The 26,835-nt window shown below is 72.1% G+C and carries 21 protein-coding genes; 10 read left to right on the top strand and 11 right to left on the bottom strand.

Going from position 1 to position 26,835, the window contains the following annotated elements:
- Window positions 1-8: 8 nt before the first annotated feature.
- Window positions 9-890, bottom strand: a complete 882-nt coding sequence (locus HKK74_RS06820; protein ID WP_187242202.1) for a DoxX family protein — start codon at window positions 888-890, stop codon at window positions 9-11.
- 134 nt (window positions 891-1,024) lie between these two features.
- Window positions 1,025-1,189, bottom strand: a complete 165-nt coding sequence (locus HKK74_RS06815) for a hypothetical protein (protein WP_187242201.1) — start codon at window positions 1,187-1,189, stop codon at window positions 1,025-1,027.
- A 76-nt stretch (window positions 1,190-1,265) separates the two neighbouring features.
- On the opposite strand from HKK74_RS06815, the gene HKK74_RS06810 reads away from it, so the two are divergent.
- Both HKK74_RS06810 and HKK74_RS06805 read left to right on the top strand, forming a co-directional pair.
- Window positions 1,266-1,733, top strand: coding sequence for an SAM-dependent methyltransferase (locus tag HKK74_RS06810; protein ID WP_187242200.1), 468 nt, complete (start codon window positions 1,266-1,268; stop codon window positions 1,731-1,733).
- Window positions 1,734-2,586: 853 nt separating this feature from the next.
- Window positions 2,587-3,864 carry a TerD family protein gene (locus tag HKK74_RS06805; RefSeq protein WP_187242199.1) on the top strand — a complete coding sequence of 426 codons (1,278 nt, stop codon included), beginning with the start codon at window positions 2,587-2,589 and terminating at the stop codon, window positions 3,862-3,864.
- A 149-nt stretch (window positions 3,865-4,013) separates the two neighbouring features.
- Here HKK74_RS06805 and HKK74_RS06800 read toward each other — a convergent pair whose 3' ends face one another.
- Together HKK74_RS06800 and HKK74_RS06795 are read right to left on the bottom strand one after the other, a co-directional pair.
- The gene (locus HKK74_RS06800) at window positions 4,014-5,285 is read right to left on the bottom strand and encodes a glycoside hydrolase family 16 protein (protein WP_187242198.1); all 1,272 of its coding nucleotides are present in this window, start codon (window positions 5,283-5,285) and stop codon (window positions 4,014-4,016) included.
- 146 nt (window positions 5,286-5,431) lie between these two features.
- Window positions 5,432-8,257, bottom strand: a complete 2,826-nt coding sequence (locus HKK74_RS06795; protein WP_246491271.1) for a DEAD/DEAH box helicase family protein — start codon at window positions 8,255-8,257, stop codon at window positions 5,432-5,434.
- A 160-nt stretch (window positions 8,258-8,417) separates the two neighbouring features.
- Here HKK74_RS06795 and HKK74_RS06790 point away from each other — a divergent pair, with 160 nt between their 5' ends.
- Both HKK74_RS06790 and HKK74_RS06785 read left to right on the top strand, forming a co-directional pair.
- Window positions 8,418-9,623 (top strand): cysteine desulfurase-like protein, encoded by a 1,206-nt coding sequence (locus HKK74_RS06790; RefSeq protein ID WP_187242196.1) that lies wholly within the window; start codon window positions 8,418-8,420, stop codon window positions 9,621-9,623.
- A 115-nt stretch (window positions 9,624-9,738) separates the two neighbouring features.
- A complete protein-coding gene (locus tag HKK74_RS06785; protein ID WP_187242195.1) occupies window positions 9,739-10,239 on the top strand; it encodes a hypothetical protein in 501 nt (166 codons plus the stop codon).
- Window positions 10,240-10,285: 46 nt separating this feature from the next.
- On the opposite strand, the gene HKK74_RS06780 is transcribed toward HKK74_RS06785, so the two are convergent.
- On the bottom strand, window positions 10,286-12,439 hold the full coding sequence (locus HKK74_RS06780; RefSeq protein ID WP_312881306.1) for an acyltransferase family protein: 2,154 nt from the start codon (window positions 12,437-12,439) through the stop codon (window positions 10,286-10,288).
- A 279-nt stretch (window positions 12,440-12,718) separates the two neighbouring features.
- Window positions 12,719-13,354 carry an HhH-GDP family DNA glycosylase gene (locus HKK74_RS06775; protein WP_187242193.1) on the bottom strand — a complete coding sequence of 212 codons (636 nt, stop codon included), beginning with the start codon at window positions 13,352-13,354 and terminating at the stop codon, window positions 12,719-12,721.
- 185 nt (window positions 13,355-13,539) lie between these two features.
- Here HKK74_RS06775 and rnhB point away from each other — a divergent pair, with 185 nt between their 5' ends.
- From rnhB to HKK74_RS06745, 6 genes are all read left to right on the top strand, one after another.
- Window positions 13,540-14,289: a ribonuclease HII gene (gene rnhB / locus HKK74_RS06770; RefSeq protein WP_376771512.1), complete on the top strand. Its 750-nt coding sequence runs from the start codon at window positions 13,540-13,542 to the stop codon at window positions 14,287-14,289.
- A 76-nt stretch (window positions 14,290-14,365) separates the two neighbouring features.
- Window positions 14,366-16,810 carry an AAA family ATPase gene (locus tag HKK74_RS06765; protein ID WP_187242192.1) on the top strand — a complete coding sequence of 815 codons (2,445 nt, stop codon included), beginning with the start codon at window positions 14,366-14,368 and terminating at the stop codon, window positions 16,808-16,810.
- Window positions 16,811-16,931: 121 nt separating this feature from the next.
- Window positions 16,932-18,014, top strand: a complete 1,083-nt coding sequence (locus HKK74_RS06760; RefSeq protein WP_187242191.1) for a winged helix DNA-binding domain-containing protein — start codon at window positions 16,932-16,934, stop codon at window positions 18,012-18,014.
- An 83-nt stretch (window positions 18,015-18,097) separates the two neighbouring features.
- On the top strand, window positions 18,098-18,616 hold the full coding sequence (locus HKK74_RS06755) for a PadR family transcriptional regulator (protein WP_187242190.1): 519 nt from the start codon (window positions 18,098-18,100) through the stop codon (window positions 18,614-18,616).
- Window positions 18,613-19,347: an ABC transporter ATP-binding protein gene (locus tag HKK74_RS06750; protein ID WP_187242189.1), complete on the top strand. Its 735-nt coding sequence runs from the start codon at window positions 18,613-18,615 to the stop codon at window positions 19,345-19,347. The genes HKK74_RS06755 and HKK74_RS06750 overlap by 4 nt, the downstream gene beginning before the upstream one ends.
- A complete protein-coding gene (locus tag HKK74_RS06745) occupies window positions 19,347-21,149 on the top strand; it encodes an FtsX-like permease family protein (protein WP_187242188.1) in 1,803 nt (600 codons plus the stop codon). The genes HKK74_RS06750 and HKK74_RS06745 overlap by 1 nt, the downstream gene beginning before the upstream one ends.
- Before the next feature lie 28 nt (window positions 21,150-21,177).
- Here HKK74_RS06745 and HKK74_RS06740 read toward each other — a convergent pair whose 3' ends face one another.
- The 5 genes from HKK74_RS06740 to HKK74_RS06720 all read right to left on the bottom strand — a co-directional run bounded on the left by HKK74_RS06740 (window position 21,178) and on the right by HKK74_RS06720 (window position 26,793).
- Window positions 21,178-21,972: a putative hydro-lyase gene (locus HKK74_RS06740; RefSeq protein WP_187242187.1), complete on the bottom strand. Its 795-nt coding sequence runs from the start codon at window positions 21,970-21,972 to the stop codon at window positions 21,178-21,180.
- A gap of 44 nt (window positions 21,973-22,016) precedes the next feature.
- On the bottom strand, window positions 22,017-23,459 hold the full coding sequence (locus tag HKK74_RS39660) for a TY-Chap domain-containing protein (RefSeq protein ID WP_246491322.1): 1,443 nt from the start codon (window positions 23,457-23,459) through the stop codon (window positions 22,017-22,019).
- Window positions 23,460-23,558: 99 nt separating this feature from the next.
- A complete protein-coding gene (locus HKK74_RS06730) occupies window positions 23,559-25,103 on the bottom strand; it encodes a hypothetical protein (protein ID WP_312881305.1) in 1,545 nt (514 codons plus the stop codon).
- Between the two features lie 242 nt (window positions 25,104-25,345).
- A complete protein-coding gene (locus tag HKK74_RS06725) occupies window positions 25,346-26,077 on the bottom strand; it encodes a cytochrome b/b6 domain-containing protein (protein WP_187242186.1) in 732 nt (243 codons plus the stop codon).
- Window positions 26,074-26,793, bottom strand: a complete 720-nt coding sequence (locus HKK74_RS06720; RefSeq protein ID WP_222721949.1) for a molybdopterin-dependent oxidoreductase — start codon at window positions 26,791-26,793, stop codon at window positions 26,074-26,076. The genes HKK74_RS06725 and HKK74_RS06720 overlap by 4 nt, the downstream gene beginning before the upstream one ends.
- Window positions 26,794-26,835: the final 42 nt, after the last annotated feature.

Raw genomic sequence — 26,835 nt, 5'->3', positions numbered from 1 at the left:
GCCGGCGGTCAGCCCTCGGTGGGCGGCTTCGCCGGCTCGGTGCCGGCCTGCCCGCTGCCGGCCGCGGGCTTCTTGGTGCTGCGGCGCTTGCGGCGGCCCGCCACGAGGACGTCCTTGGACGCGTCCTCGACGATGTTGGAGACGAGCCGGGGCTGCCCTGCCGGGTCCGCCGCGGCAGGGCGGTCGCCCGTGGACGGGTCGGCGGGCGTCCCGGAGATCGCCCGCCCCGGCTCCCGGCCGCGGTCACCGGTGGGATCCGCCGGCTTCTCCGGCGCCTCGCCCGAGGTCTCATGCGTGCTCTCCGCCTTTGCGCGCGATGCCCCGGCGGAGGCCCTGCCGGACCGGGACCGGCCGAAGAGCTTACGAGAGGTCCCGCCGGAGGTGGACTCCGGTCGCGGCTCGGGCTCCCGGCCCGGTGGAAGCGCGGGGACGTCGGCAGGGGCGGGGGAGGACGGCGCAGGCGGGGCGGTTCGGCGCGGGAACAGCCGGCGGTCGACGGTGAAGCGGCCCGCGCCGCCCGCCGCGAACAGCAGGCTCGCCACCGCGAGGACGAGCACCAGCTCGAAGCCGTTCTCGACGGACCCCTCGTTCACCAGGAAGACGCCGTTGTCGGCGTGCACGAACACGAACGCGCCAACCATGTCCACGAACAGCAGCAGCCCCACTACCGGTAGGGCGAGTCCGAGGATGAGGGCGACACCGCCGAGAAGTTCCACGAACGTCGCGTAGATGGCGGTGGCCGTCGGAGCGGGGACGCGCAGCCTGTCGAAGTCCCGGCTCGTGGCGGTGATGCCGACCTGGATCTTCTGCCAGCCGTGCGCCAGGATGACGATGCCGACCCCTAGGCGGGCGAGGAGCGCGACGTAGTCGTACAGCGGCCGAGTGCGCATGGCCGTTCCCTTTCTGCGAAGACGGTTCCCCCCGGCGTTCCGGATGTCGGACCACGATGAGCCGACTATATGGCGCTGCGACACGTATGTGGCATCTGCTGCACACCTGCACTAAGAAGCGGTGCGGACCACTTTCACTCCTCGGAGGGCACTTTGGGGGCACTTTGGTCGGGGGCTGTGAAGAACGAGTCGATCGCCTGGCGGCCGCGCTCGGATGCCGTTGGCATCAGGTGAGCGTATGTGCTCAGCGTGAAGCCGGGGTCCTCGTGGCCGAGCGAGGCGGCGACGGTCCGTTTCATCGCCTACCAGGCTGCACTCCACCTCGCGGCCGTCCTCATCTGGGCACGACGCTGACCAAAGAGATAGAACCTTGCCATGCCAAGCTTCGAGGTCACACCGATAGGTACAGTCCGGAACAACCGGACGGACGTCCAGCACACGGACAACTGGGGTGCCGTCCGCAGCACGATCACCATCGACGAGCGCTTCGGCGAGGCGTGCCTCCAGGGTCTGGAGGGCTTCTCCCACGTGGAGATCCTCTTCATCTTCGACCAGTTCCCGGAACACGACGACTACCGCGAACCCCGCCCCTACCGCGGCCGCTCCGACCTCCCGCCCGTTGGTGTTTTCGCCGGCCGCGGCCCCCGCAGACCGAACCGCATCGGGGTAACGTGCTGCGCCATCGAATCCGTCCACGGCCGCGAACTGACGGTGGTGGGCCTCGATGCGGTCTCCGGCACCCCGGTCATTGACCTGAAGCCGACGATGGCGGAGTTCCGCGCGGTGAACATCAAGCAGCCGGAATGGGTCAGCGGCCTGATGTCGGAGTACTTCCAGCCGTGAACGCCCCCCGTCAACCCGCCCGCGCTCACCGCCTGACCCTCTGACAGGTCACGAATGCGGCTGGAGTACTAATCGGACAGGCATGTCCGATCTACTGACCACCCGACCTAAGAGACACGGCCTAACCGTCCTGGCCATGGCACTGGCCGCGTTACCGACCGTCCCTCGACCCCCGGACGCCAGCGTGCGCTAGCCCCATCCGGGCAGGGTGTGCGACGGCCCCGGCCCCTCCGCGATCCGCGAGGAGGGCCGGGGCCGTTTTGGTGTTACCAGCCGTGGATGGCCAGGGCGCTTCCCGTGATGTAAGCGTGAATGCCTGCGGCGGGGTATTCGATGGTGTGCGACGGCAGGACGGCGGGGTCGCTCCACAGAAGCTTCCCGCACTTGTGCGGTTCCGCGTTGTACGGTTCCCCGGCCCACCGCGAGGCGGCGTGAAATTGGCATCGTGCGCCGTGGGTGGGGTGCACGCGTTGACGGTGGTGCCGTAGATCGAGACGACGCCGGGGACGGTGACGCTCGGGGTGGCGGGGGAGAAGTGGCACGGCACCAGGCGCACGCTTCGCCCCGGGTCTGGCGGTCGGTGAGGTTGCCTCGGCGGACAGTGATCTTGCTCCGCCCCGAGGGCACATTGAGGGCACATGGCGGCCGGTGAACGCCGGGGGTAGAAAGTGCGGCTCTGGCAGGGCGGATGTGGATACCGTCAGGTCGCAGACAGGGTGCTGGCCAATATGTGGCATCTGTGCAAGGGCAGCGGTACGCGCTCGATGCGGGTCGATGAGTACGCGGCGACGTCCATGCTTGGTTATGGTTTGCGACATATCTCTTTGTCGCCGTCCAGGGTGAGGGAACCGTAATGTCGATGCAGAAGGGCACCAACGTGCCCGTCCCGGTGGCCAAGGTCACGGTGGAGCTGGGCTGGCAACAGGCTCCAGGCACGCCCGACGCGGACGCGTCGGCGTTGCTGCTCACCGCCACCGGCAAGGTCCGCTCCGATACCGACTTCGTCTTCTACAACCAGCCGTCGCACGGCAGCGGCGCCGTACGGCACCAGGGCAAGCGCCAGGACGGCGGTGCCATGCGCGACGTGCTCGCCGTGGACCTGTCGACCGTGGAACAGCAGATCCAGACGGTCGTCGTGGCGGCCTCGACCGACGGCGGGACGTTCGGTCAGCTGCGCGGGTTGTACGTGCGCGTGCTCGACGCCGCCAACGGAGCCGAGGTCGCGCGGTTCGACAGCACCGACGCGACGACCGAGACCGCCTTCGTGCTCGGCGAGCTGTACCGGCGCAACGACGCGTGGAAGTTCCGGGCGGTGGGCCAGGGCTACTCCTCCGGTCTGGCCGGGCTCGCCACCGACTACGGCATCAGCGTGGACGAGCCCGCCGCACCGGCGCCCGCCCCGCAGAGCCCGCCCCCGCCCGCGCAGCGCAGCGTGCCCACGCCTCCGCCGCCCCCGCCGGCCCCGGCCCCGCCCGCGCCGCCGGCTCAGCCGGTACGGCTGACGAAGCTCACGCTGACCAAGGCCGCGCCCTCGGTGTCCCTCACCAAGCGGGGCGCGACCTCCGGGGCCATGCGGGTGAACCTCAACTGGGCCGCCCGCGGCGGTGCGGCGAAGGGACGGTTCGGCAAGCTCCGCCGGGGCGTCGACCTCGACCTGGACCTGTGCTGCCTGTGGGAGCTGACCGACGGCAGCAAGGGCATCATCCACGCGCTCGGCGACTTCGGCTCGCTGCACCAGCCGCCCTTCATCCAGCTCGACCGCGACGACCGCAGCGGCGCCGTCGAGACCGGCGAGAACCTCACGATCAACCTTGACCACTCCGCCAAGTTCCGGCGGATCCTGGTGTTCGCGGAGATCTACGAGGGCGCGAACGACTTCGTCGGACTCGACGCCACGGCGACGCTCTACCCGCAGGGCTCGCCGCCGATCGAGATGCGTCTGGACGACTGCACGGTGCCCGCCCGCGACGCGACGCTGTTCCTGCTGGAGAGCGTCGGCGGCGAGCTCGTGGCACGCCGGGAGGCGAAGTACATCCTGCCGCCGCCGGGCCGGCCGCGCTGGGGCAAGCTGTCGGTCGACCAGGCGTACGGCTGGAACCTCGAGTGGGTCGCCGCCAAGGGCAAGGACTGAGCGCCACAACTGCGTGATCACGGCGGAGGGCTCTCTGCCGCGATCATGCAGTTATTCGCCTTTCCCCGATCATGCGGCACTCACAGGATCCTCGGGTTCGGCGGCCCGCCGAGGACGGCGAACCCGAGGATCACGATGAGCGCGCCGGGTCAGGCGGGGCCGTTCCACCTCTGGTTGGTGCCGCCGGTGCAGTCCCAGATCTGCAGCGGTGTGCCGTTGGCCGAGCTCGGGCCGGTGGCGTCGAGGCACTTGCCGAGAGCCCGCAGGGTGCCGTCGCCGGGCCGGGTCCACTGCTGGGCGGCGGTCCCGTTGCAGTCGTACAGCTGAACCTTGGTCCCGTTGGCCGAACTGGCGGCGGCGACGTCCAGGCACTTGCCGAGGGCACGCAGACTGCTGCCAGAGGCGCTCCATTGCTGGGCGGCGGTGCCGTTGCAGTCGTACAGCTGAACCTGCGTACCGTTCGCGGGGTTGGCGCCCGCGACGTCGACGCATTTGCCGCCCAGCCCGGTGATCGCGCCGCCGCCCGAGCCGCCGTCACCGCTGGTGACGTGCACGTAGTCGACGACCAGTTGCTGCGGGAAGGTGGTGCTGCCGTCCGGGTCGCCGGGCCAGTAGCCGCCGACGGCGAGGTTCAGGATGAGGTAGAAGGGGTGGTCGAACACCCATGCGCCCTTGCCGGCCGTGTCGGCGGGCGTCCTCGTCTGGTACACGTTGCCGTCCACCGACCAGGTGATCGAGTTCGGCGTCCAGTCCACCGCGAACGTGTGGAATCCGTCCGCGAACGCCTGCCCGCCGGGCAGGGTGTAGCCGGCGCCGATGCCGCCCGAGCCCGAGTAGCCGGGGCCGTGCAGGGTGCCGTGCACGGTGCGTGGCTCGAAGCCGACGTTCTCCATGATGTCGATCTCGCCGCTGGCGGGCCAGCCCACGCTGCCGATGTTGTTGCCGAGCATCCAGAACGCCGGCCACATGCCCTGGCCGCGCGGGAGCTTCATGCGGGACTCGAAGCGTCCGTACGCCTGGGTGAACCGGCCGGCGGTGGACAGCCGGGCCGAGGTGTACTGGCAGTAGCCGTACCAGCAGTTGTTGCCGCCGGGGTTCTCGCGCTTCGCGGTGATGACCAGCTGGCCCTGGCCGTTCAGGGCGGCGTTGTTCGTGCCGGAGGTGTACCACTGCCGCTCGTGGTTGTTGACGTTGTCGCCGGTCTCGTGCTGCCACCTCGCGCCGTTGACCGCGCTGCCCGCAGGCCCGTCGAAGTCTTCGGTGAAGGTGGCCGCGGCGGCGGCCACGGCGGGACGGGTGGCGGTTGCGGGGGCGGTCGCGGTTGCGGGGGTGGTGGCGGCCGCCGTCCAGCCGAGCGCCATGAGGACGGTGACGAGGATCGCGCCGGTGCGGGAAGGTCGTGCCCGGAGTCGTACGGACATGGTCGTTCGCCTCTCGTGAGGGGGGCCACGGCGGTGAACTATAAAGAAACCTTCTTATATTGAGGCGCAGCGTAAACCCGCGGTGATCGGTGGTCAAGGGGCCTGTCAGGATCGGCCGGTCCCAGTCATGCGTCGCGCTCTGGGGGTCAGTCCCAGGCGATGCGCAGGACGGTGGTGGCCGAGAACGGATCGGCGCCGCGATGGGTGGCCATCACGCCCGCGCCCTCGGCGCTGCTCGCGTAGACGGCCGATCCGGCCGAGATCCACCGGTTCCACGCCGTGACGAAGGCGGTGGTCCGCTGCCGGTTCTGGCCGAACACCGAGGGCACCGCGTGATAGACGACGCCGTCCGCTTGCGCCTGCCCACGCAGCCACGCGCGTGCCCGCTTGCGGCGCGTGCCGGCGCCGCCCTCGAGCCGTACGACATAGCGCGGGACGAGATAGCGCGGTGAGGCGATCGGGGACAGGACGTCGTCGAGGGCGAGGGCGAACCGCTCCGAGGTGGCCGCGTCGACGTCCGTGAGCGAGAAGCGGTACCCGCCGTACGGCTCGGTGTGCACTCGCACGCCCTCCGCGCCGCGGCGCGACAGCCCGCAGGCGACGAGGGCGTCCGCCACCGCGTAGGCGAACCTCGTCACGGGCGGGTCCGGCGCGACGGCGTCGAGGATCCGTGCCGCACGGCTCTGCGGAAGGCGGACGGTGACGCCCCAGCCGACGCCGATCATCCCGAGGATCGCGATCACCGCGGCGATCAGTTGCGGTATCGCGGAGGGCCGCCCCCCGGCCGCCACCAGGCCGAGCCCGGTGACCCCGCAGAGCAGCAGGACGCTGACGCTGCCGACCCACCACGTCTCCACCGGATCGGCAGGGCCGCCCGACCACCAGCTCGGCGTGGGCGTCGCGCAGTTCTCGGCCGGGACGACCGCCGGCGCCTGCGGGCGCACGTCGGTGGCCGGGACCGGCGCCCGCTCGGTCCGGGCGGGCCTGACCCGCAGCGTGTGCACGAGCTCGTCGCGGAAGGGCGTTCCGAGCCGCCACGCCGCCCTGGTCGCTGCGCGGTCCTCGGCACGGACCAGCATCGCGGCGTTGATCGTGTCGAGGGCCTCGACGGCGGGCGGCGCGTACGGGGAGAACGCCGCGTCGACATGCGCCACTCCGGACATGATCTCGCCGTCGGGGGTGGCGACGAGGTAGCCGTCGTGCTTGCGCACGAAGCGGTTCCAGTCGGCCGCCCCCTTCGGATGCCGGTCCGTGACGCACACCACCGTCCAGGTGTTCGCCGCCTTGTCCGGCCACGCCGGGTCGAGCCGTACCGCGCGTCCACGGGTCTGCACGACCGACGTGGGCGTGGTCGAGGTGGTGAGATCGATGAGCGCGTTCACCCCGTGCGCGTCCCAGCCCTCGCCGAGGAGCGCCCGGGTGCCGACCAGCACCTGGCACCGTCCCTCCTCGAAGTACGAGGTCACGGCCCCGACCCAGGTGCGTGACGTCCACGGCCCGGTGATCCGCGCGATGCCCCGGCCGGCCGGTTCGACGGTGAGGCCGGGATGCGCGGACGCGACGGCCTCGACCAGGTCGCGCGCGGTGTCCTCGGCCGCGGCGACCGTACGGCCGGTGACGAGCAGCGGGTTCAGCGGGCGGGTGCGCGGATCGGCGACCAGGTTCTCGAGCATGAGCCAGGCCGACCCGGCCTCGGCGTCGAGCACGTCCCGCAAGCGGGCGGGCAGGGTGGCGCCGGCCCGTTCGTGGTCGCACAGCACCAGGCAGCGCAGTCGTTCGCCGAGCGACCCGGCTTCGGCCGAGATGATCTCCACGGCCCCGTGGGTCTTGGCGGCGCTGCGGGCGAGGACCCGGTCGACGGGGGACCGGGCAGAGCGGATGCCGCGCCGGGTGAGCTGGTAGCCGACGGCGGGCAGTGCCCGCTTGACGGCGGCGACCGCCTCGGCGTCCAGCGGGTCCTCGCTCGGGAGCAGGCAGCTCTTGACGTAGTCGTTCAGCAGCGCGACCCAGTCCTCGGCGGACGGCGCGTGCCGGTGCTCCTCGCGCAGCCGCGCGCCGTCGGGCAGATCGAGCAGGCCGGCGTGATGGAACCGCAGAGCCGCGGCCGCGATGAGCGGCTCGCCCTTGGCGATGGTGTCCCAGGCGACCGGCTCGCCCGACGAGGTCTCGGGCTTGACCAGCCGGAGGTCCAGCCAGGTGAGGAACCCGGTGGTGGCGAAGTCCGGCTTGAGCAGATCGGTGGTGAGCTCGGTGAAGCGCTCCGCCTCACCGGCGATGTAGGCGTCCTCGACCGGGGTGGGGGTGGTGAGCCAGGCGAGCTCGGTGAACGGCGCGAGGTAACCCTGCCGCACCAGCGCGGGTACCGAGGCGCCCAGGATCGGCACGCCGAACAGCGTGTCGACCAGCCTGGCCTCCTCGGGCGTCAGCGACCCGGGCGGCGTCGCGGTCAACCCGATGACGAGCGCGTCCGGAAGCCGCTCCAGCACCTCGGCCAGCAGCCGCCCCCACACGTCGAGCAGGTGGTGGCATTCGTCGAGCACCAGGGTGACCGGCCCGGCGGCGCGCAGCGCGGCGATCAGCTCGTGGCCGTTGTCGTGCAGGCGCCGCAGCAGTCCTCTCTCGTGGCCCTCCTCGTCGGTCTCGGCGTCGGCGTCGAACACCGCGAGGGACTGGTAGGTCAGGACGCTGACGTCCGTGCCGAGGTCACGGGAGGTCCCGGCCGTGCCGCCGAACCGCCTCCAGTGCTCGGCCCACTGGTTCTGGATGGCGGTGTTGGGCACGAACACCACGGCCTTGCGGCCGAGCCGGCGCGCCGCCTCGAGCCCCACCAGCGTCTTGCCCGCCCCGGGCGGCAGCACGACCCAGGCCCGGCGGCGTCCCCCGGCCCACCCCGCGTCCAGTTCCCCGAGCGCCTTCTCCTGGTACGGCCGCAGCTCGCCCGGCCAGCGGGCCGTATCCATGGGGGAGGACATGCGTAGATCCTGCCCCATGTGGGCCGCCCGCGCCCGAAGTCGTAGCCCGAGATTGTGGTATATGTCCACTCGGCCGTCGGATCACCGTCCGCCGGGCCCGAGGAGAGGTCCGCGCGGGCCGGGGTCGTGCGCTCTGGGCGACCTCGCTAGCGTCTGTTCGGTGACCTACGACATCGCCGCGGTACGTGCCCTTTATCCAGCCCTGACGGACGGTTACGCCTATCTCGACGGTGCGGCCGGTACGCAGGTGCCGTACGCGGTCATCGACGCGATGGCCGACGCCTACCGTCACGGGATCGGCAACGTCGGCGGGGCCTTCGCGGCGGCCCGGCGGTCGGAGGGCATCGTCGCGGAGTGCCGCCGCGCGGTGGCGGACCTGGTCGGCGGCGACCCGGCGGGTGTGATCCTCGGCCCGAACATGACGACCCTGACCTATCGGCTGGCGTGCACGCTGGCCGCCGGCTGGGGCCCCGGCGACGAGGTGGTGCTGTCCCGGCTCGACCACGACGCGAACGTACGGCCGTGGGTTCAGGCCGCCGGCCGGGCCGGGGCCACCGTGCGGTGGGCCGACGTCGACACCGCGACCGGTGAGCTACCGGCAGCACAGTACGACGACCTGATCGGCGAACGCACCCGGCTCGTGGCCGTCACCGCCGCGAGCAACGTGCTCGGCACCCGGCCGGACGTCGCCGCGATCACCGCCAGGGCGCACGCCGCCGGCGCGCTCGCCTACGTCGACGGCGTGCACGCGACGCCGCACACGCCGGTCGACGTGGCCGCGCTCGGGGCTGATTTCTACGCCACCAGCGCCTACAAGTGGTCCGGCCCGCACGTCGGCACCGTCGTCGCCGACCCGGCGCTGCTCGAGGGCCTGCGCCCGGACAAGCTCGCGTCCTCATCCGACGAGGTACCGGAGCGCTTCGAGTACGGTACGGCCGCGTTCGCCGATCTCGCCGGAGTGGTCGCCGCCGTCGATCACCTGGCGTCGCTCGATCCCGGCGCGTCGGGCGGGCGGCGCGAGCGGCTGCTCGCCTCGATGGCCGCCGTCGAGGCGTACGAGGCCGGGCTGTTCGGCCGGCTGCACGGCGGGCTGGAGCGGATGGAGCACGTGACGACCTACGGCCGGGCCGCGCGCCGCACCGCCACCGCCTACTTCACGGTGGCGGGCAGGACGCCCGAGGAGGTGGCGCGGCACCTCGCCGAGCGCGGCGTGAACGTGTGGAACGGGCACAACTACGCCTGGGAGCTCACCAAGGTGCTCGGCATCCGCGACTCCGGGAGCGCGGTGCGGGCCGGGCTGGTCCACTACAACGACGCCTCCGACGTCGACCGCCTGCTCGAAGGTGTCGCCGAGCTGGCGACGTGAACTCGTTCGCGTCCTCGCCTCAACGACGTGCCTGCTTTGCCATCGCGGCGGGCGGTCCCCCGGCACCCCGGCCGGAGGCGCCGACGGCCGGAGACGTGCACCGATAATGAGGATCATGACCCCGTCCCGAACGCACCTGATCCTTGTGATGATCGCGGCCGCCGTGCTCGCCGGCGGTTGCGCCGGGACGCCGAAGCACACCATCACCGCGCAGAAGGCACTGGAGCGGGTCGACGGCCACCTGCGGAGCACCCTGAGCGCCGTCGCCGGCGGGCTCCGCTTCTCCGGCCGGGAGACCGACACCGACGACGGGAGCAGCTGCACGAAGGCGATGACCGGCTCGGGCTTCACCGGCCAGGTGCAGGCGCAGATCGAGTACACGGCGTCTCCCGTGACCGCCGACGCCGCGGGCCGGTTCCTCGACTCGCTCGGGTCCCATTGGAAGAGCCGCTCCCACGACGTGACGCGCACCGGCGATCACATCGGCGCCTACACCGACCGGGACAATTACTTCCTCGCGGCGAACTACAATCCCGAGCGGCGGGAACTCCGTCTCAGCGGATCCTCGGAGTGCGTCTGGCGCGACGGCACTCCGCGGCCGGGCGACGACCCGTGAGCCACGCCCGTTTGGCGCCAACGCGGCGGCCGGACGGGACCCACTCTCACCGGGCCGGTGGCGTGACCCGGCCGCCAGGGGGCTTGGGACACTTGCCGGACGGAGTCGGCCGCATGCACGTGACCTGCCGCTGCAGCGCCTGCCTGACCTGTCTCTCCAGCAGCGGAGTCATGGTACGGGTGAACGTCGCGGTGAAGTGCCCGAAGGAGTCCCAGTACACCAGCACGTTGCCGATGACGGATGGACAGCGATCGTTCGGGCAGAGGTACGGCGTGAAGTCGGAGAACTTGACGTTCACCGGCGCGTCGCGAAGGGCCAGAATGGGCGAGATCTTCGCGAGGCTGTAGGACTCGGCCTCGGTGCACTCGTCGCGCCCCTTGGCCTCGACGCACTCGGGGGCCTTGAACCGGAACCGCGGGGTGTCGCGAAGCGCCAGCACGCGCACGCCCATCGAACCGAGTTCCCGCCAGCGCGAGATCATGCCGGGGGTCAGCGTCTCGCCCTCCGTACCACTGGAGTGCGTGCCCGTCGTGATCACCAGGTCCGGCGGGCGCCGCTTCAGCTCCGCCATCACGTTCTCCTGCCACGCCGTACAACTCGGCTGGGGCTTGCCCTTGTAGATCTGCTCCTCGTCGGCGAGCATGCAGGAGCCCTTGGTCATGACGACGATCCGCCAGCCGTTCGGCGCGGCCATCTTCTCCAGGGCCGGAAGCCACTGGGCGGCGTGGGAGTTCCCGATCAGGGTGATGGTGTGACTCGGCTGCTTGGCGCCATAGGAGCACTGCTCCAGCTCGCTCTCGCGGGTGTTCTGCATGCAGTCGTTCTCGTAGACCGACGGGAGGTCCTGGGTCGCGACGTCCGGTGCCGGGCGTATCGGCAGGCGCGGCGGCTCTACGACGGGTCGTCGCATCAGCACCGCGGCGCCCGGGTACCTGACCAGGTCGTCGGTGTGCGGCACGCGATCGTGGGACTCCTGCTCCAACTGCGCCGACCAGCCGACCGTGACGAAGACGACCGGCAGCAGGCACGCCAGGCCCAGCGCGAGCGACCAGCTTCGCGCCGCCCGGGCCCGGCCCGCCCATCCGGCGGCGTGGTCGGTCACCCAGGTGGTGCCGGCGGCCAGCACGAACGAGACGGCCAGGATCCCCCCGCCGGCCAGCAGCCCCACATCCCCGTCGATCTTCACCCGGTAGAAGATCAGCAGCGGCCAGTGCCACAGGTACAACGAGTAGGAGACGTCCCCGGCGTACTTCAGCGGCCTGCTGGCGAGCAGCCGGTCGGCCCCGATCGGGCTGTTCGTCGTGCCGGCGAGCAGGATCAGCACGGCCGCCCCGGTCGGCCACAGCGCCACGTACCCGGGGAACATGGTGGAGACGTGGAGCAGCAGGCCGCATGAGATCAGTGCGGCCAGGCCGAACCAGCCCAGCCCCACCCGCAGCACGCGCGGTGTCTTGATCCAGGGCAGGACGATCGCCGCGATGCCGCCCAGCGCCAGCTCCCACAGCCGCGCACCGGTGTCGAAGTAGGCCCAGGGCTGGTCGGTCTCGGTCCGCCACACCGAGTACGCCAGCGAAACGACCAGGACGAGCCCCAGCACGACGAGGAAGACCGCGCGCGCCGTGAAGGGCGTCACCCGGGCCACCAGGATCGCCACCGCCAGCAGGGCGGGCCAGATCAGGTAGAACTGCCCCTGGATCCCCAGCGACCAGAAGTGCTGCACAGGGCTCGCGTCGGCGCCGCCCGCGAGGTAGTCGACGGCGGTCAGCGCGAGCCGCCAGTTCTCGAAGTACAGCGCCGAGGCGAGCACCTCGCCGAGGGTGTCCCGCCAATGTGTCCGTGGCAACAGGAGCAGAGTCCCCACGAGCACCGCGGTCAGCACGATCGCGGCCGGGGGGAACAGCCTGCGGGCCAGCCGGGCGATGAACGCCGCGAACTGCACCCGCCCGGTGCGCTCGGCCGTCCGCAGCAGCGATCCGGTGATCAGAAAGCCGGTGAGCATGAGGAACACGTCCACGCCACCCGACACCCGGCCCAGCCAGATGTGGTACGACGCCACCAGCAGGATGGCCACGGCCCGCAGCCCCTGGATCTCCGGTCGGCGTTCGGTGCGCGGCCGGCCGGAACCGGCGGAAGGGGGTTCCGCCGCTGGGCGCGCATCGTGCTGGGGAGGTGCACCGGGAGTGTGTGCGGGGGCTGACACTTCAGAAGATCCCCTTTGTGAAGCTTGGGAGCGGCGTCGGCCGAGACCACACGGCTCACCGATCCCCGCGTGCCTCCGCAGTCCCACGCGGCGCTCGATTTCAGCAGGCCAGGTTACGGCGAACAAGGTGAATTGCGGGAGACCCGGCACGTGAACGTCACGTGACATGAGGACCGGCGCGGTGGCCCGGCGACTGGCAGGGACGGGCGACGTCGCCCGCCGGAGGTCCGCTCACGTCGCCGGATCTTCCACGCCGACCTGGTGCGGCGCCGCCTGCGGTCAGCGTTCCCGGCGGATCGAGTCGGCGAGTTTCCTGTCGCGTGCGACTCGCACGAGCGCGGCGGCGAAGCGGGCTAGGTCGCCCTCGGGAACCAGGTCGGCGAGCCTCTTGGGGTCCTTGGGCAGTCCCAGCCGATCCGCACCCTTGGTGGTCTGGTCGTCCAGATAGGGCCGCAGCCACGGCCACACGGCCTGCGCCTCTCGGCAGAAGATGCCGGCGCCCGTCGGGCCGATGCCGGAGAACTCCTGAAGCAGTTCACGTGCCCGGCCGGGATCGTGTTCCGAGTCGCGGGCGAGCCGGCGCAGGTCGCCGCCGTACTTCTCCCGCACCAGGTCGCTCATCTCACCGAGCCGGGTGGCGGTGCTCTCGTCGTAGCGCACGTAGTGCCCCCGGCCGAGCGCGTCCACCCGGTCCTGCCAGCTGAGCCTCGTCATGCCGCGCGGCGTGGTGCCGCCCGCCGCGAACAGCTCGCGTGCGGCGGCCAGCGCGATGTCCGCGTTGATCCGGGTACTGAGCAGATTGGCGAGCACCAGCAACTGGAAGAGCGGCGCGGGCTGATCCTTGAGGGTGATGCCGGCCTCCCTCGCATAGCTCGTGCCGGCCTCGCGCAGCAGATGACGTACCAGGGTGTCCATCGCACCCACCTCCTCCGGGGTCCGCCCCCTACCCACGGTCACGATCGTCAATCCGGGGCCCGGGCGTGCGGGCGCGGTGGATGCCATCATGACCCGATGCGGATTCTGCGAACCCCGGCCGATCGGCTCGGCCACGAGATCTCCGGGTTCGCCCGGGAGACCGCGTGACCGGCGCGCTGCCGGGCCTGGAGGCGTCGGCCACCTCCGGCCGGGCGAGTGGCGGCGGCCCCGCGGATTATCAGATCGAGCGGCGGCTCGCCGCGGCCTTGCCGAGCCGCACCGCGCGGATCGCCGGGGTCGACGAGGTGGGCCGGGGCGCCTGGGCCGGCCCCGTCGTCGTGTGCGCGGCCGTCACCGACCTCAGCCCGCCCCCTGCCCTGCCGGGCCGGGGCACCCGCGTCGTGCGGCTGACCGATTCCAAGCTGCTGACAGAGGCACAGCGCGAGGCATTCGCCGAGATCCTGCCCGGCTGGCTGAGCGCGCACGCCCTCGGGGCCGCGAGCCCGGAGGAGATCGACGAGGTGGGCATGACCGAGGCGTTGCGCCGTGCCGCCGTGCGCGCGCTCGAGGCGCTTCCCACGGCTCCCGACTTGGTCATCCTGGACGGCGGGCACGACTTCCTCGGAGCGCCATGGCGGGTGCGGTGCGAGGTGAAGGCCGACCAGCGCTCGGTGACCGTCGCCGCGGCCTCGGTGCTGGCCAAGGTGCACCGCGACCGGTTGATGGCGGACCTCGACGCCGACTTTCCCGCGTACGGCTTCGCGGCGAGCGCCGGCTATCCGTCGCCGGTCCATCAGGAGGCGCTCAGGGAGTTCGGCCCGACGCCGCACCACCGGCTGTCCTGGTCCTACCTCGACGACCTGCCGGAGTGGCGGCATCTGAAGAAGCACCGCGACCCCCTCGCCGGTGAGGGGCAGCTCTCCTTCTTCCAATGACGCCGGCGGTACAAATGTCCTTCTTGGTTTTTTGGTCCTGCCGCGCCTACCGTGTTCTGCGCTATACACGACAATGATGCGACTCTTCGGCAGATCTCGCTCTCGCCCCGCGGTCGGCACCGCGGCGCGCGACCTGTTCGAGCGCGTCCGCTGGCGTTATTTCCAGATGCAACCGGGTGTCCGTCCGCTCGCCGGCGTGGCCCTCCTCGTCCTCGCCGTCGCGGTCGCCGTGGTGACGGACCAGCCGGTCCCGTTCGTCGTGCTGTTCACCGCGATCCTGCTGATCGCGATCGACCTCACGATGCGTTCGCCGGTCGGCATGGCGGTGGTCGCCATCATCGCCTGCTGGCTCGCCGCGACGGTGCCGCTCGGCCGGCTCTATCCGGAGCCGGAGCATCAGGCTGTCCTCCTGGCGCTGTTGGCCGCGCCGGTCGCGTTCGTGGCGTTCCGGTTGCGCGGCTTCGCACCGTGGCGCACGACCCTGGTGGTCCTGGCCTTCGCCGGGATCGCCGCGGCCGCGACCGCCCATCCGCTACCGGGGTTGCACGTGGCGCCCGCCTGGCTGGTCGCCGCGATCGTGCTCGCCTACCGATGGGACCATGCCCGCCGGGTCGTTCCCGCCGAGGCCTACGACACCGGGTGGGTACAGGAACAGCCGGATCGCGAGAGCGTCCCGCCGCCGAACGGCGCCTACGCGCCCGGGGTGCCCGTCGCCACGCAGGCGGCGTACGAGGAGCGCGCGGTGGCGCCCGAGCCGCAGGTGCCCGGGGACGAGAGGCCGCAGATCTCCGTCGCGGAGGCGCTCGACGAGCTCGAGGAGATGATCGGCCTCGAACCGGTGAAGCGACAGGTGCGCTCGATCGCCGCGTCGATCGAGGCCGCGCACCTGCGGGCCGAGGCCGGGGTGCCCTCGGAGAAGCCCATGCGCCATTTCGTGTTCGTCGGACCGTCCGGCACCGGCAAGACCACGGTGGCGCGCACCCTCGCGAAGATCTTTTATGCCTTCGGCCTGCTGCCCACCGCCAACGTCGTGGAGGCGCACCGGGCCGACCTGGTGGGGGAGTACCTCGGCGCCACCGCCCTGAAGACGAACGAGCTGGTCGACTCGGCACTCGGCGGGGTGCTGTTCGTCGACGAGGCGTACAGCCTGATCAACGCGGCCGACGGGCAACCGGACCGGTTCGGCAACGAGGCCGTGCAGGCGCTGCTCAAGCGGGCCGAGGACGACCGTGAGCAGCTCGTGATCATCCTGGCCGGCTACGAGCAGCAGATGGAGGAGTTCCTCGGCTCCAACCCTGGTCTCGCGTCGAGATTCGGCACCCGGGTTCGGTTCCCCAGCTACCGGCCGGCCGAGCTGCTGCGGATCGCCGACTTCCACACCCGGCTGCGCGACGATCGGCTCGACGACGGCTCCCGGTCGCGGCTGGCGTCGCGGTTCGAGGAGGTGTGGCGCCGCGGCATCATCGACGAGCTGGGCAACGGGCGGTTCGTCCGGTCGCTCGCCGAGGCGGCGGGGCGGGCCCGCGACGTGCGGATCGTCTCGGGCGACCGGCCGCCCACCCCCGACGAACTCGTCACGCTCTCCGCCGACGATGTCGAGACGGCGTTCGCCGAGGTGACCGAGCGCTACCGGGGCTACGCCGAGACCCCGACCCTCGAGGAGGCGCTCGCGGCCCTCGACGGCATGGTCGGCCTGGCGCCGGTGAAACGGCAGGTCCATGAGATCGCCGCCCAGTTGAAGGTCGCGAAGATGCGCCGGGAGCAGGGCCTGGTCGCTCAGCCGCCGATGCGTCATTTCGTGTTCGCCGGGCCCCCCGGCACCGGCAAGACCTCCGTCGCCCGGGTGCTCGGCCGGGTGTTCTCGGCGCTGGGGATGCTCGCCCGGCCCGCCGTGGTCGAGGCTCAGCGGGCCGACCTCGTCGGCGACCATCTGGGCGCCACCGCGATCAAGACCAACAAGGTGATCGACTCGGCCCTCGGCGGGGTGCTGTTCGTCGACGAGGCCTACGCGCTCGCGGGCGTCGGCTACGCCGGTGGCGACGCGTTCGGCTCGGAGGCCGTGCAGACGCTGCTCAAGCGCGCCGAGGATGATCGGGAGCGGCTCGTCGTCGTGCTCGCCGGTTATGAGTCCGACATGGACCGGTTCCTGCACACCAACCCCGGGCTGGCCTCGCGCTTCGACGTGCGGGTGGCGTTCCCGTCCTACGGGCCGGACGAGCTGCTCGAGATCGCGCAGGTGATTGCCGAGCGGGGCGGGGACCGCTGGGAGGAGGCCGCCCTCGACGATCTCGCCGGCATCTTCCAGCGCGTGTGCGGCCGCGGCTGGATCGACGAACTCGGCAACGGCCGGTTCGCCCGCTCGGTGTACGAGAAGGCCTGCGCGTCGCGGGACGTGCGCGCGGCCCAGCTGGGCGATGCCGCGACGACCGCCGACCTGACGACGCTCACCGCCGAGGACGTCCGCAACGCCTACGACGAGCTCACCCCGCGGTTGCCCGGGGCGCGGCGGAGCGGGGGCTGACGAAGGGCGTGCTCGCCGGCCCCGCAGGCGGTCGCCGAACGCGTCCTCTCGTGCCGGGCTCAGCGGGGGCTCCGGTGGATTCCTGGCGGTTTCTGTGGCTCGCGGTCGTACGCTTCGCGGCATGGAATCTCTCACGTGGTCGCAGGCGCTGGCCTGGCGGATGCGGCGGCAGTTCCTCGATCCGATCGGCGACGCCCCGGCGGTGCGGATCGTGGGGCGGCTCGCCGGAGTGCAGGCCCAGGTCGCCTCGGCGGCCGAGCTGGCCGTGGCGGTGCGGCAGACCTCGCCGCGCGACCGTGAGGTGGAGAAAGCGCTCTGGGACGAGCGCTCTCTGCTGAAGACCTGGGCGATGCGGGGGACCCTGCACCTGCTGCCGGTCGATGAGGCGGGCGCTTACCTGGCCCTGTGCGCGACGATGCGCAACTGGGAGAAGCCGAGCTGGCAGCGGGCTTCCGGGGTCACCCCCGCCGAGCTCGAGGTGATCGCCGCCGCGGCCGCCGACGTGCTCGGCGACGGGTCCCCCCGCTCCCGCGAGGAGCTCAGCGCGGAGATCATCGAGAGCACCGGGTCAGGTCACCTGGCCGAGCTGCTGGGTTCCGGCTGGGGCACGCTGCTCAAGCCGCTGGCCTGGTGGGGGGTGCTCTGTTACGGACGCTCGCGCGGAAACCGGGTGACCTTCACCGCGCCGGTTCACCACATTCCCGGCTGGCGCGGCCTGCCGCCGGTCGAGGAGGCGGCCCGTACGGTCATCCGCGCCTTCCTGGGTGCCCACGGGCCCGCCTCGGCGGAGATGTTCGACGCGTGGCTGACCCGGGGGACCAGCCGCAAGAAGGAGCTGCGCGGCTGGTTCGCGGCACTCGGCGACGAACTGACCGTCGTGGAGGTCGAGGGCACGCCGATGTACGTCCTGACCGACCATCTCGCCGAGATGCACGCCATCGAGCCGACCTCGGCGGTACGGCTGCTGGGCGGATTCGACCAGTACGTCCTCGGTGCCGGCACCAGTGCGACGTACGTCCTGCCGGCGGAGCACCGGGCGAAGGTCAGCCGGCAGGCCGGCTGGATCTCGCCGGTGGTGATCCACGGTGGCCGGGTCGCCGGGGTCTGGGCCGCCAAGGACGGCGCGATCGAGGTCACGGCCTGGGAGGACGTCCCCGAAGGGTCGCTCGGCGCCGAGACCGCGCGGCTGGCCGCCCTCTCGTAGGTCCGAGCGACCGGGCCGGGAGTGGTTTGACGGGGTGATGGCTAACCGCTATCTATATGGTTAACCGTTAGAGGTGATGGTCCGTGCAGGATGTCGTGCTGGCGTTGCTGGCCAAAGAGCCCTCCCATGGCTATGAGCTGCGGGCCCGGTTGCAACACGCGCTGGGGCCGCTCGGTGACGCGCTCAACGCCGGTCAGGTCTACGTCACGCTGGGCCGCCTCGAGAAGGCCGGATTGGTGGCGGCCCAGCGGGTGGGCCAGACGGATCGTCCCGACCGCAAGGTGTACGAGCTCACCGCCGCGGGTCAGGACCGCGTGACGGCGTGGCTGGCGGAGGTGGGCTGGGCGAAGCCGGTATCGGCGAAATTCCATCTCAAGCTGGTCGCGGTCGCGGCGGCGGGCCTCGCGGATCCGGTCGCCATCGTCGACGCGCAGCGCCGGGAACTGCTCCGTCAGCTCGGCGACCTGCAGGGCGCCGCGCTGGCGGAGCCGGACGGCTCTTCCGCCGCGCTGCTGCTCGAAGGCGCCGTGCTGCGGTTGCAGGCCGATCTGCGCTGGCTGGAGGCCTGCGCGCGGCACTGGGAGCGAGAGGAGAGGGCATGACCGCGAACGCGGTGTTGCGGGCCGCTGGGCTCCGCAAGGAGTACGGCAGGGGAGCGGCGCTGGTGCGCGCCGTCGACGGCGTCGACCTGGACGTCGCGGCGGGCGAGGCGGTGGCGATCGTGGGGGCGAGCGGGTGCGGCAAGTCGACCCTGCTGCATCTGCTCGGTGGGCTGGAACGGGCCTCCGGGGGTGAGCTGAGCATGGCCGGGGAACGGTTCGACACGATGTCGGAGACCCGGCTCGCCCGGCTGCGCCGCAACGCGATCGGCTTCGTGTTCCAGGGTTTCCATCTCGTCGACGAGCTCACCGCCGCCGAGAACGTCGAGCTTCCGGCGCTGCTGGCCGGGGTCTCGCCGCGCGCCGCCCGGCGGCGCGCGGCCGACCTGCTCGAGCGGGTCGGGCTCGCGGATCGGTCGAGGCATCTCCCCTCGGCGCTGTCCGGAGGTCAGCGGCAGCGGGTCGCGGTGGCGCGGGCACTGGTCAACCGGCCCCTCGTCGTGCTCGCCGACGAGCCGACGGGCAACCTCGACAGCACCGCCACCACGGACGTGCTGCGGCTCTTCGATGGGCTGCGCCGCAACGGGCACACGCTGGTCATCGTCACCCACGACTCCCGGATCGCCGCGACGTCGGATCGCCTGATCACCATGCGCGACGGGGCCTTCGTCGACGAGACCCGGCTGGGCGGCGGCGCCCGCCGGCTCGGTTCCCTCGCCGGGCTGGGGGGCTGATGGGCCGGCTCGTGCTCATCCTGCGACTGGCGACGCGCGATCTGCGCCGCCGCCGGGTCGAGGCGCTGTTGCTGCTCGTCGCGCTGGCCGCGACCACCACGACGCTGACGATGGGGCTGGCCGTCCGCGGGGTGACGGACCGCCCGTGGGAGCGCACCCGTGCCGCCACGGCCGGTCCGGACGCCGTCGTGACCTCCACCTCCGTCCCCGCTTCCATCACCGCCTCCGCCTCCGCCCTCACCGGACTCGCCCGCTCACCCGGGGTGACCGCGATGTCCGGTCCGTACACCATGCGCTACTACGACGACCTGCGGGTGCGGGATCTGCGCGTGGCCACGACGGTGCAGGGCCGTGACGCGGTACCGAGCGCCGTCGACCGGCCGCGCGTGACCGACGGCGCGTGGGTCCGCGATGGCGCCGTCGTCGTCGAGCGCGCCTTCGCGGACGCGCTGAAGGTACGGCCGGGCGACACGGTCACCATCGCGGGCAGGCGGCTGAGCGTCGGCGGGATCGCGGTGACGACCGCGCGGGCGCCCTACCCCAACTCGGCGCCCGGCCTGATCTGGGCGAGCGAGGCCGACGCCGCCCGGCTGGCCCCGGCGGCCGAGAACTTCAGGCGGGTGGTGTACCTGCGGCTGGCCGATCCCGGCTCCGCCCCGGCGTTCGCGGCCCGCGGCGCCGCCGGTGGGAGCACGCCTGGCGTACAGGTCGTGCCGTGGCAGGAGGTGCGCGCCGGCGGCACCGCCGAGCTGACGCTCGTGCGCACCGCCCTCTTCACCGGGGCCTGGGCGCTCGCGCTGCTCGCGGTGGCGTCGGTCGCGGTGCTCGTCGGCGGGCGCATGGCCGACCAGACCCGGCGGGTCGGGCTGCTCAAGGCGGTCGGGGCGACCCCGCGCCTGGTGGCGGTCGTGCTGCTGGCCGAGCACGTGATGCTCGCGCTCGCCGCGGCCGCCGTGGGCCTGGGCGTCGGCCGGCTGGTGGCGCCATCGCTGACGCGGCCCGGCGACGGTCTGCTCGGCGTCGGCAACCCGCCGTCGCTGACGCTCGCGACGGCGGTCGTGGTGGTGCTCGCGGCCGTGGGCGTCGCGGGGGTGGCCACGGTGTTCCCGGCCGTGCGCGGCGCCCGTACGAGCACTTTGCGGGCCCTGGCCGGCACCACACGCGCCCCCCGCCACCGCTCCCGGCTGACCGCGTTGTCGGCCCGGCTGCCGGTGCCGCTGCTGCTCGGGGTCCGGCTGGCCGCCCGCCGGCCGCGTCGGACTGCGCTCGCGGCGGTCAGCCTGACGATCACCGTGGCCATGGTGGTCGCGGCGCTGGCGATGTGGCACGACGTCGGCGTCAACGACGCGAGGATCAACGGGAGCGTGGACTTCGTGCAGGGAGCGGGCAATCCCGTGACCGAGCGGCTGGAGCAGGTCACCGTCGCCATGATGCTGGCGCTGCTGGCCCTCGCCGCGGTGAACGCGATCCTCATCGCGTGGGCGACGGCCGTCGACACGCTGCGGCCGACGGCCCTCGCCCGGGCGCTCGGCGCCTCGCCACGTCAGGTCGCCTCCGGACTGTCCGCCGCCCAGCTCCTGCCGGCCCTGGCCGCCGGGATCGCCGGCATCCCCGCCGGGTCGCTGGTCTATCGATTCGCCCAGATGATCGCCGGCGGGCAGGGGAGCAGCGGGTATTCACCGCCTCTGCCGTGGCTGTTGGCGGTCGTGGCGGGCACGCTCGCCGGCGTCGCCGTGCTCACCGGGGTGCCCGTACGGGCGGCGGCGCGGCGCCCGGTCGCCGAGGTGCTGCGCAGCGACTGATCCGCCTCCGACTCGGGTGGCCGCAGGCTCATGCGGGGAGCACCAGAGCCTGGTCGGTGATGAACATGCGGCCGGGGGCGTGGGTGAGGGCGAACTCCGGCCGGCTGGCCATGACGACCGCCTGCGGGGTGACGCCGCACGCCCAGAACATCGGTACGTCCCCGGGGTGGAGATCCACCGGATCGCCGAACTCCGGCCGGGCGAGGTCGGCGATCCCGAGCTCCGCCGGGTCGCCGACGTGGACCGGTGCCCCGTGCATGGTGGGGAACGCCTCGCTCACCTCCCGGGCGGTATCGATCAGAGCGGGCGGCACCGGCCGCATCGACACCACGAGCGGGCCGCTGAGCCGCCCGGCCGGTACGCACTCGCGCGTGGTGACGTACATCGGCACGTTGCGCCCCTGCTCGATATGGCGGACGGGCACGCCCGCGGACGTCAGCGCCGCCTCGAAGGTGAAACTGCAGCCGATGAGGAACGCCACGAGATCGTCACGCCAGTAGTCGGTGGCGTCCGGTACTTCCGCCACCAGCGTGCCGTTCTCGTACACGCGGTAGGCCGGGAGGTCGGTGCGCAGGTCCGCGTCGACGGCCAGGCTCCTGGGATGCGGATCGCCCGGATCGGTGATCTCGAGCACCGGGCACGCGGCCGGATTGCGGTAGGCGAACAGCAACGCGTCGAAGGCCAGGTCATGAGGGACGGCGAGCAGGTTGGCCTGGGTATGGCCGCGGCACCAGCCGCTGGTGGTGAGCGGCAGGGCACCGGTGCGGAACTGGGCACGGGCCTGTGTCGGGGTCAGCAGGGACGGCTGGACAGGGAGCCTCATGGTGGGTCTTATGCCCACACACGGCGCTTGTGTGCGGGTGAGCCCTACTCGGTCCGGGGTGCGGCGTCGGCGACCGTCCAGTGCCCGCTCGCCGCGTCGTAGGCGGCCACCTGTGTGAGCGACCGGCCGTCATATCGCCACAGGCGCGAGCCGTGCGGCAGATCCGCGATCTTGGCCGCCGTGGCGCGCGGCACGTCCACGATGGCGTCGACGGTGGCCGCCCGCGCGGCCGTGCGGCGCATGTCGTCGAGCCGGGCGACCGTCGCGGCGTCGAGGTGTATCTCACTCGGCAGCCCGGCGTTGACCACCAGGGACCAGTGCGGATGCGGCCACGCGGCGGCGAGTTCACCGAACCCGGCCGCGCGGTGCGGGCGGTGCCGGTCGCCCTGCGCGTCGGCCGTCGCGTCGCCCGGTGTGCCGCTTGGCGCGTCGGCCGTCGCGCTGGTCATCGCGTCGGCCATCGCCTGGGGCGAGGTGAACGCCATGAGGTACGTGCCGGTGCCGATGGTCGTGGTGGCGAACCGGCCGCCGTTCTGGTCCGTGGCCGTCTCGTCGAGCAGGAGCAGCAGATGGTCGGTGGTGAGCAGCAGCTCGAAGCAGGCCAGGTGGTCGCCGCGCTGCTTGGCCTCGGCGAGCCGGGCCTCCAGAAGGGCGGCGTCCTGCGCCGGCGATGAGGATGGCGATGGCGATGGCGATGGCGATGGCGATGCAGATGGGGATGCAGATGGGGATGGACGTGGGTTCGGGGGGGCCGGCCGTGGCGGGGCGGGCTGGTGGGCGGCGTGCCCGGACGGCGCGGCCCCGTTGGCCCCGTTGACCCTGTTGACGTCGCCGGGGGCGGGCTTGTGCGGGTCGGGCATGGGCGGTGCGGACAGCGCCGCCATCGCCTCATCGATCCGGCGCGGGCCGGCGGCCGGACCGGAGGCGCGGTCGGCGGTCTGGCCGGAGGCACGATCGGCGGCGTGCCCGGGGCCGCGGACGGCGCCGTCATCGGCCGCTGAGGCAGGGTCCTGGCCGTCGCCGGTGCGGTGTTCGGTGATCCGGCTCGGATCGGCCGGGGGGATGCCGAAGTCCACCAGCTCGATCAGGCCGGTGCCGTGCCGGTGGAACGACTCGTACACCAGATCGGCCGGTCGCCGCAGGCCCTGCACGTCGCGCAGGGCGGTGACCATCATGTCGGCCAGCCCGGCGTAGTCGGTGGCGGTCGCGAGGGGAGGCAGCTCGGTCCACCAGTTCGCCGGCGACCAGTCCGCCGTGGGCGACCGCCACCCGGCCTCGGTGAGCACCTCCTCGTCGGCGGGGGTCAACAGGAGCGGGCCCTCGAGGAAGTTGTTGCTGACGGCCTCGGCGTAGAGCCGGTCCGGTTCGCGCATGGCCTGGACGTAGTGGCGGCTCTCGTCGTGTTCCCGCACGATGAGGATGGTGTCGCGATCGAGACCCGCCAGCTCACGGCCGAGGCGTTCGGCGAATTCGGACCACTCCAACAAGATCACTCCTCACCGGCCGCCGATAGCCACTCGGGTTCCGCGACCCCACCGTAAACGCCGATAATCGCCGTCCGTGGTCCCCTCTCGCAAACCGCCCGATCAGTCCGCCGACGGCGGCCGGTCGTGGCGGAGCGCGCGCAGAGCGTCGCGCAGAGCCTCGGCGTCGTCGCCATGTCGGTCGATCACCTCGATGAGCCGGTGCAGGATCTCGTGTCGCTCGTACCCGAGATCCAGCAGGTTCTGCGCGGTATGCCACAACTGCGGTGGATCGCCTGCCCACAGCCGTACGGCAAGCCGCTCGTGCTCGGCCAGATGTTCCTCCGGCGCGCCGGGATGCTCGAACTCGAGCAACCGCCGGCGGTCGGCGGGGTCGACCGGGTTGAGCGACGTGAGGTCGACGTTGCCGTGCCGTCCGTTGAGGAACGGCAGTGCGAACGCCCGGCGGGGCAGCGCCTCGAGATCGCCGTCCGGAAGCAGCCGCTCGACGATGTCGCGGTCCAGGCCGGCCTCGGTCGGATCACGGTAGACGTCGGCGAACCTGACGGTGGCGTCCCACACCGCGTCGAGGGTGGCGCGGACGCCCTCCTCGGGCAGGCCGGTGCGCTTGCTCGCCCACCGCACCCAGGCCGCGAGCACATGCGGCATCGCCTCTTGCTCGTTCGGCCACAGCAGTACCTTGCTCGGTACCCACTCCAGCAGGAACCGCTCACACTTGATCGGGCTGACCCGCAGCGGACGGCCGGAGTCGTAGGTGCACCCGTAGTCGATGATCCGGTCGACGCAGCGGCTCGCCGCGGACCGGTCCGACAGCTCCTCGGCCTCGTCCGAGGCCAGGAACTGGGCCGCCAGGGTCGCCCGCCGGTCGCGGCCGTAGACGGGCGGCGCGGGGTGCCGCCCGCCCGGCGGCAGCGCCCGCACCCGGGCGCGTACGAACGCGTTGTACGAGCCGAAGCCCTCGTTGACCGGTGGATCGATCCAGCCGTCGGTGGCCCGCAGCGCGGTCTCGAGCAGCGCCCGGACGCGGCCCGGCTCGAGCTCCTCGAACCGCATCAGCGGGTTGTCGCGGCCGTCGCTGCGGCAGTGGTCGAGGACCTTGCCCACCTGTGACGAGACCCACGCGTCCCGCACCATGCCGCCGTAGTTGTGGTCGACCGAGACGATGAGGGCGTGCCGCTCGGCACCGCCATAGGTGAAGGTGCAGACGATCGACTCCCGGTCGCCGTAGACGTCCCGGGAGGCGTAGCAGTCCTCGGCGGCGACCATGCCCACGCGGCCGGCCCATCCGGGCCGGGCCACGCCGCGCTCCATGAGACCCAGCGCCGCGCGCTCGGCCATGGCGGCCTGCCTGCTGGTGCCGAGATAGGCCATGCCGGTCAGCAGTGCCAGTGCCGCGGGCGTGCCCGCACGGCCGGCGTGATCGACCAGGGCCTCGCCGACCACCTCGTCGGCGTCGGCGCCGCCCTCGCCCGACCGCCGGCCCCACCAGGAGCCGAGGATCTCGCTCACGATGAGCTCGGCGTCGAGGGGGCTGCGCACCGCCAGCAGCTCACGGGCGTGCTTGAGGATGTCATCGAAGATCGCGTAGATCTCGTCGGAGGGTGGCTTGGCGTCCCCCGGAGGACGGCGGCGGCTGCGGGGACTCACGGACTTACCCTCTCAGATTCGCTCGTGACAGTCGCCCACGACCTGCATGATGTCGCCAGCGGAATGCTCTGGTAGGACCGCTCCATCCGACACCACCGATATTCGGGAATTGTCGTAGACGAAACCGCTCCATGCTCGAACAAGCATTTTACTCCCCCATGGCGGCAAAGGCGCCCATTGCCAGGAGGGTTGACTGAGCCTGTCAAGGCCGAGAATCCTAATTCACGCAGCAAGGAGCCTTGTCAAGGCCCCGGGACGCCACGCTCTTCAGTCGCTTCCGGTGCCGCCTCTCGCGGCGCCCGTTCCCGTAGTGCCGGCTCTCGCGTCGCGGCCTGCTCGGAGAGCCACGCGGGGTGGTGGCGGGCGGCCCACGGCAGGTCGACGTGCCCGTCCCACATCCCGGCCATCGCACCGCGGTCGCGCAACGCGTAGCGGAGATGCCCCAGGAAGACGACGAGAACCGCGAGGGTGAGCCAGTCGTGCACGAAGGTGGCCCCGGTGCGCCAAGCGTCGGGGAACGGTCCGGGGAAGGTGAGCATGGCCCCGGTTCCCAGCATGACGAGGACGGCGCCGGCGACGAAGGCGGCGTTGAGCTTCTGGCCGGCGTTGAACTTCCCGACGGGGATGGCGCCCGTGCCATCGATGACCGCCCGCCGGTCGCGGCGGCGCAGCCACTCCCAGTCCTCGTCGCGGAACCGGTTGAGGCGCCGCAGGTCGGCGCGGAACGCCGCGAAGAGCCGGCCGGCCAGGATCGGGACTGGCAGCCCGAACCCCGCGATCACGTGAATGGTCTTGATCAGTTCCCGGCGGCCGACGGCGGCGGCGATGGCCGGGACGTACAGGCACGCCGCCGTCACCAGGCAGATGATCATCAGGAGCGCGACGGCGTGATGGACCGCGCGTTCCGATCGCGTGAACCGCAGGATCGTCCGCCCGCCGCGGCGGCCCTGGCGGCGCGGGCCGGGTCGGCTCATGTCGGCTCGTCGTCCCTGCCGTTCGACCGGCCCACCCACGCGTCGATGTCGTAACCGCGTTCCTCCCAGTAGCCCGGGACGACCTTGTCGCCGACCTCGATGCCGTCCAGCCACTTGAGCGACTTGTAGCCGTACATAGGCGCGACGAACAGCCGCACCGGCCCGCCGTGATCATGACTGACCGGGCCGTCGAGCATGTCGGTGGCGATGAGCACGTCGCGCCTGCGCGCCTGTGCCATGGTCAGGGATTCGGTGTACGCGCCGTCGAAGGAGCGGAAGCGCACCGCTCGCGCGGCGGGGGACGCGCCGACCGCGTCCAGCAGATCGGGCAGGGCCACGCCGGCCCACGGCACCTTCGGCACCCGCCATCCGGTGACGCACTGGAAGTCGCGGATGATCCGCGTCTGCGGGAGCGCGCGAAGATCGGCCAGCGTGAACGTGCGCCGGTCGCGGACCCGCCCGCTCACCGTCAGCGTGTAGTCGCCCGCGTCGCGGGGCTCGACCCGGTCGACCACCGAGTAATACCGGAAGCCGCCGCCGACCGGGAGGAACCGGTTGATGGGGGACAGTGCGCGGTCGACCCTCTCCTGTACGGCCGCTCCCACCGCCACGCCGGCCGCGCCGAGGCCCAGCATGCCGAGGACGATCCGTCGCCCGACCGGGGTGCCCTCATCCGGCCGCGCGGAGGCGCCGCCGCTCGTTCCCGTGCCCGTCACCCCACTATTCGAGCACTGCGCGGACCGTACGGCCACGAGAAC

It is taken from the genome of Actinomadura alba (assembly GCF_014323705.1).
In the GTDB taxonomy this organism is placed as follows: Bacteria; Actinomycetota; Actinomycetes; order Streptosporangiales; family Streptosporangiaceae; genus Actinomadura_C; species Actinomadura_C alba.
The sequence above is the reverse complement of the archived record's forward strand: the minus strand, read 5'-3'. Positions and strand labels throughout refer to the sequence as shown.